The following is a 15,588-nucleotide window of genomic DNA, read 5'->3' on the forward strand; positions in this document are numbered from 1 at the left end:
GACCCCCGCCGCCCCTCCGCCCCGCGCCTAGACTTCCCCCATCCTTCCCTCGACCCCTTAGGGAGACCCGCCGTGACCGAGCAGCCCCTCTCCGAGCACAGCGCGGACGTGATCGTCGTCGGGGCGGGCCCGGCCGGCTCGACCACCGCCTACTACCTGGCGAAGGCGGGCCTGGACGTCCTCCTCCTGGAGAAGACCGCGTTCCCGCGCGAGAAGGTCTGCGGCGACGGCCTCACCCCCCGCGCCACCAAGCAGCTCGTCGCCATGGGCATCGACATCTCCGAAGAGGCCGGCTGGCTGCGGAACAAGGGCCTGCGGATCATCGGCGGCGGCGTCCGCCTGGAGCTGGACTGGCCGGAGCTCGCCTCGTACCCGGACTACGGACTCGTCCGCAAGCGCGACGACTTCGACGAGCAGCTGGCCCGCCAGGCGCAGAAGGCCGGCGCCCGCCTGTACGAGCGCTGCAACGTCGGCGCCCCGATCCTGGACGACCGCACGGGCCGGATCACCGGCGTCCACGCCAAGCTGGGCGAGGAGAAGCGCGAGGTCACCTTCCACGCCCCGCTGGTCGTCGCCGCCGACGGCAACTCCAGCCGCATCTCCCTCGCCATGGGCCTGCACCGGCGCGACGACCGGCCGATGGGCGTCGCCGTCCGCACGTACTTCACCACCCCCCGGCACGAGGACGACTACCTGGAGTCCTGGCTGGAGCTGTGGGACCGGCGCGGCCCGCAGGACCGGCTGCTGCCCGGCTACGGCTGGATCTTCGGCATGGGCGACGGCACCTCCAACGTCGGCCTGGGCATCCTCGACTCCTCCTCCGCCTTCAAGGAGCTGGACTGGCGCGAGGTGCTCAAGGCCTGGTGCGCCTCGATGCCGGAGGACTGGGGCTTCGTCCCGGACAACATGACGACCCCGATCCGGGGCGCCGCCCTGCCGATGGCGTTCAACCGGCAGCCGCACTACACCAAGGGCCTGCTGCTCGTCGGCGACGCGGGCGGCCTGGTCAACCCGTTCAACGGCGAGGGCATCGCGTACGCCATGGAGTCGGGCCAGATCGCGGCCGACGTCATCGTCCAGGCGCACGCCCGCGCGACCCCGGCCCAGCGCGAGCTGGCCCTGCGGAACTACCCGCAGGTCCTCAAGGACACCTACGGCGGCTACTACACGCTGGGCCGCGCCTTCGTGAAGCTCATCGGCAACCCGAAGATCATGAAGATCGCGACCCAGCGCGGCCTGACCCACCCGCTCCTGATGAAGTTCACCCTGAAGATGCTGGCGAACCTCACCGACCCGACGGGCGGCGACGCGATGGACCGGATCATCAACGGCCTGTCGAAGGTGGCGCCGAAGGCCTGAGCCGCGGCGCGGCGGCCTCGTCGAGCAGCGCGAAGGGCCGTCACTCCCCCGAGGAGTGACGGCCCTCCGTCATGAGCGGGAACGCTCAGAGGATGCGCACGGCGCCCGACGGCGGGTCCCAGTCCAGGGAGCGCTCGACGACACCGGTGGAGGAGTTCTGCGCGCCGACGTACTTGCCGCCGCCGACGTAGACGGCGACGTGGTACGAGCCGCTGCGGCTGCCCCAGTAGAGGATGTCGCCCGGCTGGAGGCTGTCCAGCGAGACGGAGCTGCCCATGCTCGACTGCTCGTACGAGATGCGGGGCAGGTCGATGCCGGCCGCGCGGTAGGCGGCCTGGACGAGCCCGGAGCAGTCCCACGAGTTCGGGCCGGTGCCACCGGTGACGTACGAGTCGCCGACCTGGGCGCGGGCGAAGTCCACGATCGAGGCGGCGGAGCCCGAGGGGGCCTGCGTCCGGCCGTCGTCGTCCGAGGCGCTGGAGCCGCCGTCGGAGGACGACGAGCCGCCGTCGTCCGAGGAGTTCGTGGCGGTGGTGGAGGCGGTGGAGAGCTGGGCGCGCTCCTCGCTGCGGGAGGCGCGCTCGGCGGCCTCCTCGGCCTCCTTGCGCTCCTGCTCGGCCTTGAGGCGAGCCTTCTCGGCGCGCTCGGCCTCGGCCTTGCGGTCCGCCTCGGCCCTGGCCTTCCTGGCGTCCTTGGCGGCCTTCTCGAGGGCCGCCCGCTCCAGGCTCTGGAGGCTCTGGTCCAGGGCCTCCTGCTGGGACGTCTCGGCGGAGGCGGCGACCGCGCTCGCGAGGTTGCCGGCGTCGAGCGAGCCCAGGGTGGGCATTTCGATGGTCTCGGTCACCGGCTCGGCGTTCGCCGGTCCGGCGGCACCGGCCACCGCGATGGTGCCGAGGACGCCACCGGCAACTCCGGCGCGGAGCGCGAGCTTCGAGGCGCTGCGGCGGGGCTTCCGGTGGCTGGGTATGTGAGCGGTGTGGGACATGGGAACAACCGCTATCAGGGCTCGGCGGTTCCCTTCAAGAAACGTGGATTGCGCCACAGTTACGTTCGGAACCTGTGAATCCGCTTCCGTGGCACCCTTATTGACGCCGTAACGGGCAAATCGGGCATGGGTCATCCGGGCCGTGATCACGGGTTTTCAATGAAAAGCCCGAATTGCCCGACGCCTACCACTCCTTGACACCCTTGGCCAAGCCCTCTTCTTTTCGGGCCTCCGGCCTGTGGCGCAGATCACAGTGGAGCTCGTGAAAACGCGCACGTGTCCACCTCCGTACGCACGACCCCCCGACCGGGCGACGGGCGGATCCCCTATCACCCGCTCGCGTCCATCGCCAATTTGCTTGTAGGTGCCATCTCTTGATAGAGCGACACCCCCTCCGAGCAGCGATTTCCGGTACGGATGTCACATCTGGTGATCACCTGGGCGCTTCGCGCGACAAGATCACCGCTCATCCGACTTCATGATCCTTCGTCAGGTGGTGGAGATCACAAACTACGTCCCGCACCCCGTGTCGCAGATCACAGAGAGGCAGGCATAAGATGCGGGGCAGCCGGGCTTGTGAACTGCCTCACATGGGGGCGATCTTTCACGGCGCGGCGGTGCGGTCCAACGGTCAAGGACGACTGGAAGGAGCGAGGAGCGTGAATGCGTACGCGCCCGTCCTCGTGCTCGGTGCCCTGGGTGCGGGGTTTGCGATCTTCTCCGTGGTCATGGCCACGCTCATCGGGCCAAAGCGGTACAACAGGGCGAAACTGGAAGCGTACGAGTGCGGCATCGAGCCCACTCCCACGCCGGCCGGAGGCGGCCGCTTTCCGATCAAGTACTACCTGACGGCGATGCTCTTCATCGTCTTCGACATCGAGATCGTCTTCCTCTACCCCTGGGCCGTCACCTTCGACGCCCTGGGGCTTTTCGGGCTCGTGGAGATGCTGCTCTTCGTGCTCACCGTCTTCGTCGCCTACGCCTACGTGTGGCGGCGCGGCGGCCTGGAATGGGACTGAGGGGCTGAGGGGCACCTATGGGACTCGAAGAGAAACTCCCGAGCGGCTTTCTGCTGACGACGGTCGAACAGGCCGCGGGCTGGGTGCGCAAGGCGTCCGTCTTCCCCGCGACCTTCGGCCTCGCCTGCTGCGCCATCGAGATGATGACCACCGGAGCCGGCCGGTACGACCTGGCCCGCTTCGGCATGGAGGTCTTCCGCGGCTCGCCGCGCCAGGCCGACCTGATGATCGTCGCCGGCCGGGTCAGCCAGAAGATGGCGCCCGTCCTGCGACAGGTCTACGACCAGATGCCCAGCCCCAAGTGGGTCATCTCCATGGGCGTCTGCGCCTCCTCGGGCGGCATGTTCAACAACTACGCGATCGTCCAGGGCGTCGACCACATCGTGCCGGTCGACATCTACCTGCCCGGCTGCCCGCCGCGCCCCGAGATGCTGATCGACGCGATCCTCAAGCTCCACCAGAAGATCCAGACCTCCAAGCTCGGCGTGAACGCCGAGGAGGCGGCGCGCGAGGCGGAGCAGGCGGCGCTCAAGGCACTGCCGACCATCGAATTGAAGGGTCTGCTCCGGTGAGCGACGAGACACCCAACCCAGAGAAGGACCTCAGCGCGCAGAACCTGCCGGGCCAGCGCGGGGACCACGGCGAGGAGGTCCGCGTCCAGCGCGGCATGTTCGGCGCCCAGAGCGGCGCCGACACCTCCGGCTACGGCGGCCTCGTCCGCTCGGTCCGGCTCCCCGGCCCGGCCGCCCGGCCCTACGGCGGCTGGTTCGACGAGGTCGCCGACGAGCTGGAGGGCGCCCTGGAGGAGCAGGGCCTCCTCCCCGGGAACGCGATCGAGCGGACGGTCGTCGACCGCGGCGAGCTCACCTTCCACGTCGAGCGCGAGCACCTGGTCCGCACGGCCCGCACCCTGCGCGACGACCCGGCGCTCCGCTTCGAGCTCTGCACCGGCGTCTCCGGCGTCCACTACCCGCACGACAAGGGCCGCGAGCTGCACGCCGTCTACCACCTGCGCTCGCTCACCCACGGCCGGATGATCCGGCTGGAGGTCTCGGCCCCGGACACCGACCCGAGGATCCCGTCCCTCGTCGCCGTCTACCCGACGAACGACTGGCACGAGCGCGAGACGTACGACTTCTTCGGCATCGTCTTCGACGGCCACCCCGCCCTCACCCGGATCATGATGCCGGACGACTGGCAGGGCCACCCGCAGCGCAAGGACTACCCCCTCGGCGGCATCGCCGTCGAGTACAAGGGCGCCCAGATCCCGGCTCCGGACCAGCGGAGGTCGTACTCGTGAGCACCTCGGCATCGTCTCCCCGCGAGACCACCGAAGGCACCGTCTACACGGTGACCGGCGGCGACTGGGACGAGGTCGCCCGGTCCGCCGCCAAGGCCGACGACGAGCGGATCGTCGTCAACATGGGGCCCCAGCACCCGTCCACCCACGGAGTGCTCCGCCTCATCCTGGAGATCGACGGCGAGACCGTCACCGAGGCCCGCTGCGGCATCGGCTACCTCCACACCGGCATCGAGAAGAACCTCGAATACCGGACCTGGACGCAGGGCACCACCTTCGTCACGCGCATGGACTACCTCACCTCGTTCTACAACGAGACGGCGTACTGCCTCGGCGTGGAGAAGCTCCTCGGGATCACCGACCAGATCCCGGACCGCGCGAGCGTGATCCGCGTCCTGCTCATGGAGCTCAACCGGCTCTCCTCGCACCTGGTCTGCATCGCCACCGGCGGCATGGAGCTCGGTGCCACCACGATCATGATCTACGGCTTCCGGGACCGCGAGATGATCCTGGACCTGTACGAGCTGATCACCGGCCTGCGCATGAACCACGCGTACATCCGCCCCGGCGGCCTCGCCCAGGACCTCCCGCCCGGCGCCGTCGACGCCGTGCGCGATTTCGTGCGGACCATGAAGAAGAACCTGCCGGAGTACGACAAGCTCGCCACCGGCAACCCCATCTTCAAGGCCCGCATGCAGGACGTCGGCTACCTCGACCTCACCGGCTGCATGGCGCTCGGCGCCACCGGACCGATCCTGCGCTCCGCGGGCCTCCCGCACGACCTGCGCAAGACCGACCCGTACTGCGGCTACGAGGACTACGACTTCGAGGTCCCCACCGCCGACACCTGCGACTCCTACGGGCGCTTCCTGATCCGTCTGGAGGAGATGCGCCAGTCCCTGCGGATCGTCGAGCAGTGCCTCGAACGCCTGGAGCCCGGCCCGGTCATGGTCGGCGACAAGAAGATCGCCTGGCCCGCCCAGCTCGCGCTCGGCACCGACGGCCTCGGCAACTCCCTCGACCACATCAAGAAGATCATGGGCACCTCCATGGAGGCCCTGATCCACCACTTCAAGCTGGTCACCGAGGGCTTCCGGGTCCCGCCCGGCCAGGCCTACGCGGCCGTCGAGTCCCCCAAGGGCGAGCTCGGCGCGCACGTCGTCTCCGACGGCGGCACCCGCCCCTACCGGGTCCACTTCCGCGACCCGTCCTTCACCAACCTCCAGGCCATGGCGGCGATGTGCGAGGGCGGCCAGGTCGCCGACGTCATCGTCGCCGTCGCCTCCATCGACCCCGTGATGGGAGGCGTCGACCGATGACCGAGCAGATCAGCCTGGGCATGCCCCAGCTCCCCGCCCCCGGCTACCCGCCGGACGTCCGCGCCCGCCTGGAGGAGGACGCGCGCGCGATCGTCGCCCGCTACCCGGACTCCCGCTCCGCGCTCCTGCCGCTGCTGCACCTCGTGCAGTCGGAGGAGGGCCACGTCACCCGCACCGGCATGGCGTTCTGCGCCGACGTCCTCGGCCTCACCACCGCCGAGGTCACCGCCGTCGCCACCTTCTACACCATGTACCGGCGCAAGCCCTCCGGCGACTACCAGGTCGGCGTCTGCACCAACACCCTCTGCGCGGTCATGGGCGGCGACGCCATCTTCGAGGAGCTCAAGGAGCACCTCGGCGTCGGGAACGGCGAGACCACCGAGGACGGCAAGGTCACCCTCGAACACATCGAGTGCAACGCGGCCTGCGACTTCGCGCCCGTCGTGATGGTCAACTGGGAGTTCTTCGACAACCAGACCCCCGAGTCCGCCAAGAAGATGGTGGACGACCTGCGGGCCGGACGGACCGTCGAGCCCACCCGCGGCGCCCCGCTCTGCACCTTCAAGGAGACCGCCCGCATCCTCGCCGGCTTCCCCGACGAGCGCCCCGGCGCCGTCGAGGCCACCGGCGGCGCGGGCCCCGCCTCCCTCGTCGGCCTCCGACTGGCCAAGGGCGAGCAGCCGCACCACCGAATCGTCCACCCGCGCGGTGAGGCCTCCGGTCAGGAGGGGAAGTGATGACCTTGGCAGCCGAGATCAACAACAGCAGCCCCGAGAAGCTCCTCGCCCCCGTCCTCTCGGCCTTCTGGGACCAGCCCGAATCCTGGACCCTGGAGACCTACGAGCGCCACGACGGCTACCAGGGGCTCCGCAAGGCCCTCGCGATGAGCCCCGACGACCTCATCGCGTACGTCAAGGAGTCCGGCCTCCGCGGACGCGGCGGCGCCGGCTTCCCCACCGGCATGAAGTGGCAGTTCATCCCGCAGGGCGACGGCAAGCCGCACTACCTCGTCGTCAACGCCGACGAGTCCGAGCCCGGCACCTGCAAGGACATCCCGCTCCTCTTCGCCAACCCGCACTCGCTCGTCGAGGGCATCGTGATCGCCTGTTACGCGATCCGCTCCAGCCACGCCTTCATCTATCTGCGCGGCGAGGTCGTCCCCGTCCTGCGCCGCCTCCACGAGGCCGTCCGCGAGGCCTACGCCGCCGGCTACCTCGGCACCGACATCCTCGGCAGCGGGCTCGACCTCGAACTCACCGTGCACGCCGGCGCCGGCGCGTACATCTGCGGCGAGGAGACCGCGCTCCTCGACTCGCTCGAAGGACGCCGCGGCCAGCCCCGGCTGCGGCCCCCCTTCCCCGCGGTCGCCGGCCTCTACGCCTGCCCCACCGTGGTGAACAACGTCGAGTCCATCGCGTCCGTTCCCGCGATCCTCAACAAGGGCAAGGACTGGTTCACCTCCATGGGCAGCGAGAAGTCCCCGGGCTTCACGCTGTACTCGCTCTCCGGGCACGTCGCCTCGCCCGGCCAGTACGAGGCCCCGCTCGGCATCACCCTGCGCCAGCTCCTCGACATGAGCGGCGGGATGCGCCCCGGCCACCGCCTCAAGTTCTGGACCCCCGGCGGCTCCTCCACCCCGATGTTCACCGACGAGCACCTCGACGTGCCCCTCGACTACGAGGGCGTCGGCGCCGCCGGCTCCATGCTCGGCACCAAGGCGCTCCAGTGCTTCGACGAGACCACCTGCGTGGTCCGGGCCGTCACCCGCTGGACCGAGTTCTACGCCCACGAGTCCTGCGGCAAGTGCACCCCGTGCCGCGAGGGGACGTACTGGCTCGTCCAGCTCCTGCGCGACATCGAGGCCGGCAGGGGCGCGATGTCCGACCTGGACAAGCTCAACGACATCGCCGACAACATCAACGGCAAGTCGTTCTGCGCCCTCGGCGACGGCGCCGCCTCGCCGATCTTCTCCTCCCTCAAGTACTTCCGCGAGGAGTACGAGCAGCACATCACGGGCAAGGGCTGCCCCTTCGACCCGGCCAGGTCGACCGCCTGGGCGGACAACCACAAGGAGGTGACCGCATGACCGTCACCGAGTCCGGACCGGCGGGAGGCGGCAGCCCGGCCGTGCCGCCGGAGGACCTCGTCACGCTGACCATCGACGGCATCGAGGTCTCCGTCCCCAAGGGGACCCTGGTCATCCGCGCCGCCGAACAGCTCGGCATCGAGATCCCGCGCTTCTGCGACCACCCGCTCCTCGACCCCGCCGGCGCCTGCCGCCAGTGCATCGTCGAGGTCGAGGGCCAGCGCAAGCCCATGGCCTCCTGCACCATCACGTGCACCGACGGCATGGTGGTGAAGTCGCAGCTCACCAGCCCCGTCGCCGAGAAGGCCCAGCACGGCGTGATGGAGCTGCTGCTCGTCAACCACCCGCTCGACTGCCCCGTCTGCGACAAGGGCGGCGAGTGCCCCCTCCAGAACCAGGCGATGTCCCACGGACAGGCCGAGTCCCGCTTCGAGGGCGTCAAGCGCACCTACGAGAAGCCGATCCCGATCTCCACCCAGGTCCTCCTCGACCGCGAGCGCTGCGTGCTCTGCGCCCGCTGCACCCGCTTCTCCAACCAGGTCGCGGGCGACCCGATGATCGAGCTGATCGAGCGCGGCGCGCTCCAGCAGGTCGGCACCGGCGAGGGCGACCCCTTCGAGTCGTACTTCTCCGGCAACACCATCCAGATCTGCCCGGTCGGCGCCCTCACCTCGGCCGCCTACCGCTTCCGCTCCCGCCCCTTCGACCTGGTCTCCTCGCCGTCGGTGTGCGAGCAGTGCGCGGGCGGCTGCGCCACCCGCACCGACCACCGGCGCGGCAAGGTCGTGCGGCGGCTCGCCGCCGAGGACCCGGAGGTCAACGAGGAGTGGATCTGCGACAAGGGCCGCTTCGGCTTCCGGTACGCGCAGCAGCGCGACCGGCTCACCACCCCGCTCGTGCGGAACGCCGCGACCGGTGAGCTGGAGCCCGCCTCCTGGCCCGAGGCCCTGGAGGCCGCCGCCCGCGGCCTCGTCCGCGGCCGCACCGGCGTCCTGCCCGGCGGGCGGCTGACCGTCGAGGACGCCTACGCGTACGCCAAGTTCGCCCGGGTCGCCCTCGACACCAACGACGTCGACTTCCGGGCCCGGATCCACTCCGGCGAGGAGGCCGACTTCCTGGCCTCCGCCGTCGCCGGACGCGGCCGGGACCTGGACGGCAAGGGCGTCACGTACACCTCGCTGGAGGCCGCCCCGGCCGTGCTCCTCGTCGGCCTGGAGTCCGAGGAGGAGGCCCCCGGCGTCTTCCTGCGGCTCCGCAAGGCCTGGCGCAAGCGCGGCCAGAGGACCTACGCCGTCGCCCCCTTCGCCACCCGGGGCCTGGAGAAGGCCGGCGGCACCCTGCTGCCCGCCGCCCCCGGCACCGAGACCGAGTGGCTCGACGCCCTCACCTCCCGGGTCGGCCTCACCGGCGACGGACTCGCCGCCGCCGAGGCCCTCCGGCAGGAGGGCGCCGTCCTCGCCGTCGGCGAGCGCCTCGCGGGCGTGCCCGGCGCGCTCACCGCCGCCCTGCGCACCGCCGCCGCCACCGGCGCCCGGCTCGTCTGGATCCCGCGCCGCTCCGGCGAACGCGGCGCCGTCGAGGCGGGCGCGCTGCCCTCGCTGCTCCCCGGCGGCCGGCCCGCGACCCACCCCCGCGCCCGCGAGGAGGTCGCCGCCGCCTGGGGCCTGCGCGCGCTGCCCACCCGCTACGGCCGCGACACCGGCCAGATCCTGGAGGCCGCCGCCACCGGCGAACTCGCCGCCCTGCTCGTCGCCGGCGTCGAGGTCGCCGACCTGCCGGACCCGGCACGCGCGCGCGAGGCGCTCGACGCGGCCTTCGTGGTCTCCCTGGAGCTGCGGCCCGGCGAGGTCACCGACCGCGCCGACGTCGTCCTGCCGGTCGCCGCCGTCGCCGAGAAGGCCGGCACCTTCCTCAACTGGGAGGGCAGGGCCCGGATGTTCGAGGCCGCGCTCAAGCCGGAGCAGATGACCCGGCCGCTGCCCCCGACCGACACCCGCGTCCTGCACATGCTGGCCGACGCGCTCGACGCCCACCTGGGCCTGCCCGACCTCAGGGCCGTACGGCGCGAGCTGGACCGGCTCGGCGGCTGGGCCCACGGGCGGGCCACCGAGCCCACCGAACCCGGCCGGCCCGCGCCCCGCACCGGCGACGGCGAGGCCGTCCTCGCCGGACACCGGATGCTGCTCGACCTCGGCCGCCTCCAGGAGGGCGACACCGCCCTCGCCGGCACCCGCCACGCGGCGGTCGCCCGGCTCTCCGCCGCCACCGCCGCCGACACCGGCGTCGAGGACGGCGACGTCCTGGAGGTCACCGGCCCGGCCGGGTCCACCGCCCTCCCGCTCCTGGTCACCGAGATGCCCGACCGCGTCGTCTGGCTCCCGTTGAACTCGACCGGGCACGGCGTCCTCTCCGACACCGGCGCCCGCCCGGGCGACCTGGTCCGCATCGGCCCGGCGGCCCCCCGCCCCGCCGACGTCACGGAGGTGCAGGCATGAGCGTGCCGCTCGCCGCTGAAGACCTGTCCATGTTCGGCACGGACCCCTGGTGGCTCGTCGCGGTCAAGGCCGTCTTCTGCTTCGCCTTCCTGATGGTGACCGTGCTCTTCTCCATCGTCTGGGAGCGCAAGGTCGTCGCCTGGATGCAGCTGCGCGTCGGCCCCAACCGGCACGGGCCCTGGGGCCTCCTCCAGTCCCTCGCGGACGGCATCAAGCTGATGCTCAAGGAGGACGTGATCGTCAAGAAGGCCGACAAGGTCGTCTACGTCCTCGCCCCGATCGTCGCCGCGATCCCCGCCTTCATGGCGATCGCCGTGATCCCCTTCGGCCCGGCGGGCAACGAGGTCTCGATCTTCGGCCACCGCACCTCGATGCAGCTCACCGACCTGCCGATCGCGATGCTGTACGTCCTCGCGGTCGCCTCCGTCGGCATCTACGGCATCGTCCTCGCCGGCTGGTCCTCCGGCTCCACCTACCCGCTCCTGGGCGGACTGCGCTCCTGCGCGCAGATGATCTCCTACGAGATCGCCATGGGCGCGGCCTTCGCCTCCGTCTTCCTCTACTCCGGGTCGATGTCGACCTCGGCGATCGTCGAGGCGCAGGCGGACCGCTGGTTCGTGATCCTGCTGCCGGTCTCGTTCATCATCTACGTCGTCACCATGGTCGGCGAGACCAACCGCGCCCCCTTCGACATGCCGGAGTCCGAGGGCGACCTCGTCGGCGGCTTCAACACCGAGTACTCGTCCATCAAGTTCGCGATGTTCATGCTCGCCGAGTACGTGAACATGGTGACGGTCTCGGCCGTGACGACGACCCTCTTCCTGGGCGGCTGGCGGGCCCCGTACCCCGTCTCCACCTTCTGGGAGGGCGCGAACCACGGCTGGTGGCCGATGCTCTGGTTCGTGATCAAGGTGCAGCTGCTGCTGTTCTTCTTCATCTGGCTGCGCGGCACCCTGCCCCGCGTCCGCTACGACCAGCTGATGAAGCTCGGCTGGAAGGTCCTCATCCCGGTCTCCGTGGTCTGGCTGATGCTGGTCGCCACCGTCCGGGCGCTGCGCAACGAGAACATCGCGTTCACCAACATCGTCCTGTACGTGGCCGGGGCCGTGCTCGCCCTGCTCCTCCTCTCCTTCGTGGTCGACCTCTTCCGCGACCGGAAGACGAAGGCGGCGGCGCCCGCCCCCGAGGAGGACCGGGCCTTCGACCCGATGGCCGGCGGCTTCCCCGTACCGCCCAAGCCCGGACAGTCCCTGCCGCCCGTGCCCCGGCGCAGGTCACGGCACGAGCGGGACCTCGTTGTCAGTGGCGCCCCCGATACTGCTACTGCGAGTGATGGAAAGGAGACGGACGGTGTCTGACTTCCAGAATCCGGTGGCCGGCTTCGGCGTGACCTTCAAGGCCATGTTCAAGAAGCGGCTGACCGAGCAGTACCCGGAGCAGCAGAAGACGACGGCGCCCCGCTTCCACGGCCGGCACCAGCTCAACCGTCACCCCGACGGCCTGGAGAAGTGCGTCGGCTGCGAGCTGTGCGCCTGGGCCTGTCCCGCCGACGCCATCTACGTGGAGGGCGCGGACAACACGGACGAGGAGCGCTACTCGCCCGGCGAGCGCTACGGCCGCGTCTACCAGATCAACTACGCCCGCTGCATCCTGTGCGGCCTGTGCATCGAGGCCTGCCCCACGCGGGCGCTGACGATGACCAACGAGTTCGAACTGGCCGACTCCTCCCGGGCGAACCTGATCTACACCAAGGAGCAGCTCCTCGCCGGCCTGGAGGAGGAGATGGTCGACACCCCGCACGCCATCTTCCCCGGCATGGACGAACAGGACTACTACCAGGGCCTGGTCACCGGAGCCGCGCCCGGCACCGTCCGCCAGACCGCCGTCTCCAAGGGGGAGAAGGACGACGCGGAGGAAGGGGTGGACGCGTGAGCGCGCACCTCGCGGCGTACGCGACCTCCACCGGCGAGGCCGTCCAGTTCTGGGTCCTCGGCACCGTCGCCGTGATCGGCGCGCTGTGCACGATCCTGATGCGCAGGGCCGTCCACTCCGCGCTCTGCCTCGCCGGAACCATGATCATTCTGGCGGTCTTCTACCTGGCCAACGGCGCGTACTTCCTCGGCATCGTCCAGATCGTCGTCTACACCGGCGCGATCATGATGCTCTTCCTCTTCGTCGTCATGCTGGTCGGCGTCACGGCCGCGGACTCCCTGAAGGAGACCCTCAAGGGCCAGCGCTGGTGGGCCGCCGCCTGCGGCCTCGGCTTCGGGATCCTGCTCGCCGCCGGCATCGGGAACGCCTCGATCACCGAGTTCGCCGGACTCGGCGCCGCCAACGGCGCGCGCGGCGGAAACGTCGAGGGCCTCGCCGCCCTCATCTTCACCAAGTACGTCTTCGCCTTCGAGATCACCGGCGCGCTCCTCATCACGGCCGCCGTCGGCGCGATGGTCCTCACCCACCGCGAGCGCACCGAACGCGCCCGCACCCAGCGCGAGCTCGCCGAGCAGCGCGTGCGGGAGGGGAAGCACGTGCCGCCGCTGCCCGCGCCCGGCGTCTACGCCCGGCACAACGCCGTGGACGTCGCGGGCCTGCTGCCCGACGGCACCCCGGCGGAGCTCACCGTCATGGGCACCCTGCGCAAGCGGGGCCAGATCCGGGACGTGTCCACCGAGGCCATGGCCGACCTCAAGGCCCTGGAGCAGCGCTCCGAGGAGCGGCTCGGCCGGGACGGGGACGCGCTCGGCCGGGACCGGGACGAAGAGGAGGCCACCCGGTGAATCCCGTCAACTACCTGTACCTCTCCGCCCTGCTGTTCACCATCGGCGCGGCCGGGGTCCTGATCCGGCGCAACGCGATCGTGGTCTTCATGTGCGTGGAGCTGATGCTCAACGCCTGCAACCTCGCGTTCGTCACCTTCTCCCGCATGCACGGCAACCTCGACGGCCAGATCATCGCCTTCTTCACGATGGTCGTCGCCGCCGCGGAGGTCGTCGTCGGGCTCGCGATCATCGTGTCCGTCTTCCGTGCCCGCCACTCGGCCTCGGTCGACGACGCAAGCCTGATGAAGCTGTGAGGGGCTGACCGTGGAAAATCTCATCGCTCTGCTCGTCGGCGCGCCCCTTCTGGGCGCCGCCGTCCTGCTCTGCGGCGGCCGGCGCCTCGACCGGGCCGGCCACTGGATCGGCACGCTCCTCGCGGCCGTCTCCTTCGCGATCGGCCTGGCGCTCTTCGCCGACATGCTCGGCAAGGGCGCCGAGGAGAGGGCCCTGCACCAGCGGCTCTTCACCTGGATCCCCGTCGAGGGCTTCCAGGCGGACATGGCCTTCCAGCTCGACCAGCTCTCCATGACGTTCGTCCTGCTGATCAGCGGGGTCGGCACCCTCATCCACGTGTACTCCATCGGCTACATGGAGCACGACGAGCGGCGCCGCCGGTTCTTCGGCTACCTGAACCTGTTCGTCGCGGCGATGCTCCTGCTCGTCCTCGCCGACAACTACCTGCTCCTGTACTTCGGCTGGGAGGGCGTCGGCCTCGCCTCGTACCTCCTGATCGGGTTCTGGCAGCACAAGCCCAGCGCGGCCACCGCCGCCAAGAAGGCGTTCCTGGTCAACCGGGTCGGTGACATCGGCCTCTCGATCGCGATCATGCTCATGTTCACCACCTTCGGGACCTTCGCCTTCGGGCCGGTCCTGGAGGCGAGCGGGCAGGCCTCCCAGGGGACGCTGACCGCGATCGGCCTCATGCTGCTCCTCGCGGCCTGCGGCAAGTCGGCCCAGGTGCCGCTCCAGTCCTGGCTCGGGGACGCGATGGAGGGCCCGACCCCGGTCTCGGCCCTCATCCACGCGGCCACGATGGTGACCGCCGGCGTCTACCTGATCGTCCGCTCCGCCGACATCTTCAACGCCGCGCCGGACGCGCAGCTCGTCGTCACCATCGTCGGCGCCGTCACGCTCCTCTTCGGTGCGATCGTCGGTTGCGCCAAGGACGACATCAAGAAGGCGCTGGCCGGTTCGACGATGTCGCAGATCGGCTACATGATCCTGGCGGCCGGCCTCGGCCCCATCGGCTACGTCTTCGCGATCATGCACCTGGTGACGCACGGCTTCTTCAAGGCCGGGCTCTTCCTCGGCGCCGGTTCGGTCATGCACGGCATGAACGACGAGGTCGACATGCGGAAGTACGGCGGCCTGCGGAAGTACATGCCGGTCACCTTCGTGACCTTCGGCCTCGGCTACCTCGCGATCATCGGCTTCCCCGGCCTGTCCGGCTTCTTCTCCAAGGACAAGATCATCGAGGCGGCCTTCGCGAAGGGCGGCGCCGAGGGCTGGATCCTCGGCGCGGTCACCCTGCTCGGCGCGGCCATCACCGCGTACTACATGACCCGCGTGATGCTGATGACCTTCTTCGGCGAGAAGCGCTGGCAGCCGGCGCCCGACCCGGACCGGACGCCCGACGCAGAACCGGCCGCCGGGCACGCCGCGGGGGCCATGCCGCACCCGCACGAGTCTCCCAAGTCCATGCTGATCCCGATGGTGCTGCTCGCCGTCGGCTCGGTCGCCGGAGGCGCGGTCTTCGAGTTCGCCGGGTTCGTCGAGTGGCTGGAGCCGGTCACCGGCTACGAGCACGGCCACCCGCCGATCGGTGCCGCGGCCGTCACCGCCTGCACCGTCGCCGTCATGGTGATCGGCGTCGGCCTGGCCTACCTCCAGTACGGGCGCCGGCCCGTCCCGGTGGTCGCCCCGCGCGGCTCGCTGCTCACCCGGGCGGCCCGCCGCGACCTGCTCCAGGACGACCTCAACCACGCCGTCTTCGTCACGGGCGGCACGCACCTCACCCGCTCGCTCGTCTACCTCGACCACTCCCTGGTGGACGGCGTCGTCAACGGCACGGCGGCGGGCGTCGGCGGCCTCTCCGGCCGGCTGCGCAAGCTCCAGAACGGCTACGCCCGCTCGTACGCGGTCTCCATGTTCGGAGGTACGGCGGTGCTGATCGCCGCGACCCTGCTGATGAGGGCGGTGTAACTCC

Annotated in this window: 13 protein-coding genes and 1 pseudogene; 13 read left to right on the plus strand and 1 reads right to left on the minus strand. The window is 70.5% G+C overall.

From position 1 onward, the window contains the following. Positions 1–1,359: pseudogene (locus ACFY7E_RS01360) on the plus strand (geranylgeranyl reductase family protein); the annotation flags it as partial. Between the two features lie 85 nt (positions 1,360–1,444). Here ACFY7E_RS01360 and ACFY7E_RS01365 read toward each other — a convergent pair. Then, entirely contained in the window at positions 1,445–2,344 is a 900-nt protein-coding gene (locus tag ACFY7E_RS01365; protein WP_389479479.1) for a C40 family peptidase, read from the minus strand. 659 nt (positions 2,345–3,003) lie between these two features. On the opposite strand from ACFY7E_RS01365, the gene ACFY7E_RS01370 reads away from it, so the two are divergent. The 12 genes from ACFY7E_RS01370 to nuoL are packed head-to-tail and all read left to right on the plus strand — an operon-like array spanning position 3,004 to position 15,584. Beyond that, on the plus strand, positions 3,004–3,363 hold the full coding sequence (locus ACFY7E_RS01370; RefSeq protein ID WP_019888619.1) for an NADH-quinone oxidoreductase subunit A: 360 nt from the start codon (positions 3,004–3,006) through the stop codon (positions 3,361–3,363). A 17-nt stretch (positions 3,364–3,380) separates the two neighbouring features. Further along, on the plus strand, positions 3,381–3,935 hold the full coding sequence (locus ACFY7E_RS01375; RefSeq protein ID WP_383435987.1) for a NuoB/complex I 20 kDa subunit family protein: 555 nt from the start codon (positions 3,381–3,383) through the stop codon (positions 3,933–3,935). Then, a complete protein-coding gene (locus tag ACFY7E_RS01380; RefSeq protein WP_389479483.1) occupies positions 3,932–4,663 on the plus strand; it encodes an NADH-quinone oxidoreductase subunit C in 732 nt (243 codons plus the stop codon). Before ACFY7E_RS01375 ends, ACFY7E_RS01380 begins: the two co-directional genes overlap by 4 nt. Further along, positions 4,660–5,982 carry an NADH-quinone oxidoreductase subunit D gene (locus ACFY7E_RS01385; protein WP_389479486.1) on the plus strand — a complete coding sequence of 441 codons (1,323 nt, stop codon included), beginning with the start codon at positions 4,660–4,662 and terminating at the stop codon, positions 5,980–5,982. The genes ACFY7E_RS01380 and ACFY7E_RS01385 overlap by 4 nt, the downstream gene beginning before the upstream one ends. Then, positions 5,979–6,719 carry an NADH-quinone oxidoreductase subunit NuoE gene (gene nuoE, locus ACFY7E_RS01390; RefSeq protein ID WP_389479488.1) on the plus strand — a complete coding sequence of 247 codons (741 nt, stop codon included), beginning with the start codon at positions 5,979–5,981 and terminating at the stop codon, positions 6,717–6,719. Before ACFY7E_RS01385 ends, nuoE begins: the two co-directional genes overlap by 4 nt. Next, complete coding sequence (nuoF, locus tag ACFY7E_RS01395) at positions 6,719–8,068, plus strand: NADH-quinone oxidoreductase subunit NuoF (RefSeq protein WP_389479490.1); 1,350 nt, start codon at positions 6,719–6,721, stop codon at positions 8,066–8,068. The genes nuoE and nuoF overlap by 1 nt, the downstream gene beginning before the upstream one ends. Further along, positions 8,065–10,563: an NADH-quinone oxidoreductase subunit G gene (locus tag ACFY7E_RS01400; protein ID WP_389479493.1), complete on the plus strand. Its 2,499-nt coding sequence runs from the start codon at positions 8,065–8,067 to the stop codon at positions 10,561–10,563. Before nuoF ends, ACFY7E_RS01400 begins: the two co-directional genes overlap by 4 nt. Then, positions 10,560–11,921, plus strand: coding sequence for an NADH-quinone oxidoreductase subunit NuoH (gene nuoH / locus ACFY7E_RS01405; RefSeq protein ID WP_389479495.1), 1,362 nt, complete (start codon positions 10,560–10,562; stop codon positions 11,919–11,921). Before ACFY7E_RS01400 ends, nuoH begins: the two co-directional genes overlap by 4 nt. After that, positions 11,896–12,495 carry an NADH-quinone oxidoreductase subunit NuoI gene (nuoI, locus tag ACFY7E_RS01410; protein ID WP_389479497.1) on the plus strand — a complete coding sequence of 200 codons (600 nt, stop codon included), beginning with the start codon at positions 11,896–11,898 and terminating at the stop codon, positions 12,493–12,495. Before nuoH ends, nuoI begins: the two co-directional genes overlap by 26 nt. After that, positions 12,492–13,340: an NADH-quinone oxidoreductase subunit J gene (locus ACFY7E_RS01415; RefSeq protein ID WP_389479500.1), complete on the plus strand. Its 849-nt coding sequence runs from the start codon at positions 12,492–12,494 to the stop codon at positions 13,338–13,340. The genes nuoI and ACFY7E_RS01415 overlap by 4 nt, the downstream gene beginning before the upstream one ends. Continuing rightward, on the plus strand, positions 13,337–13,636 hold the full coding sequence (gene nuoK / locus ACFY7E_RS01420) for an NADH-quinone oxidoreductase subunit NuoK (protein WP_030693539.1): 300 nt from the start codon (positions 13,337–13,339) through the stop codon (positions 13,634–13,636). The genes ACFY7E_RS01415 and nuoK overlap by 4 nt, the downstream gene beginning before the upstream one ends. 10 nt (positions 13,637–13,646) lie before the next feature. Then, positions 13,647–15,584, plus strand: a complete 1,938-nt coding sequence (gene nuoL, locus ACFY7E_RS01425) for an NADH-quinone oxidoreductase subunit L (RefSeq protein WP_389479503.1) — start codon at positions 13,647–13,649, stop codon at positions 15,582–15,584. Positions 15,585–15,588 lie beyond the last annotated feature (4 nt).

It is taken from the genome of Streptomyces sp. NPDC012825, from assembly GCF_042900925.1.
Classification (GTDB): Bacteria; Actinomycetota; Actinomycetes; order Streptomycetales; family Streptomycetaceae; genus Streptomyces.

Excerpts from the sequence above, each read along its gene's own strand:
- ACFY7E_RS01365 (WP_389479479.1), bottom strand. The coding sequence starts at position 2,344 with ATGTCCCACACCGCTCACATACCCAGCCACCGGAAGCCCCGCCGCAGC.
- ACFY7E_RS01375 (WP_383435987.1), top strand. The coding sequence starts at position 3,381 with ATGGGACTCGAAGAGAAACTCCCGAGCGGCTTTCTGCTGACGACGGTC.
- nuoE (WP_389479488.1), top strand. The coding sequence starts at position 5,979 with ATGACCGAGCAGATCAGCCTGGGCATGCCCCAGCTCCCCGCCCCCGGC.
- nuoF (WP_389479490.1), top strand. The coding sequence starts at position 6,719 with ATGACCTTGGCAGCCGAGATCAACAACAGCAGCCCCGAGAAGCTCCTC.
- ACFY7E_RS01400 (WP_389479493.1), top strand. The coding sequence starts at position 8,065 with ATGACCGTCACCGAGTCCGGACCGGCGGGAGGCGGCAGCCCGGCCGTG.
- nuoH (WP_389479495.1), top strand. The coding sequence starts at position 10,560 with ATGAGCGTGCCGCTCGCCGCTGAAGACCTGTCCATGTTCGGCACGGAC.
- nuoI (WP_389479497.1), top strand. The coding sequence starts at position 11,896 with ATGGAAAGGAGACGGACGGTGTCTGACTTCCAGAATCCGGTGGCCGGC.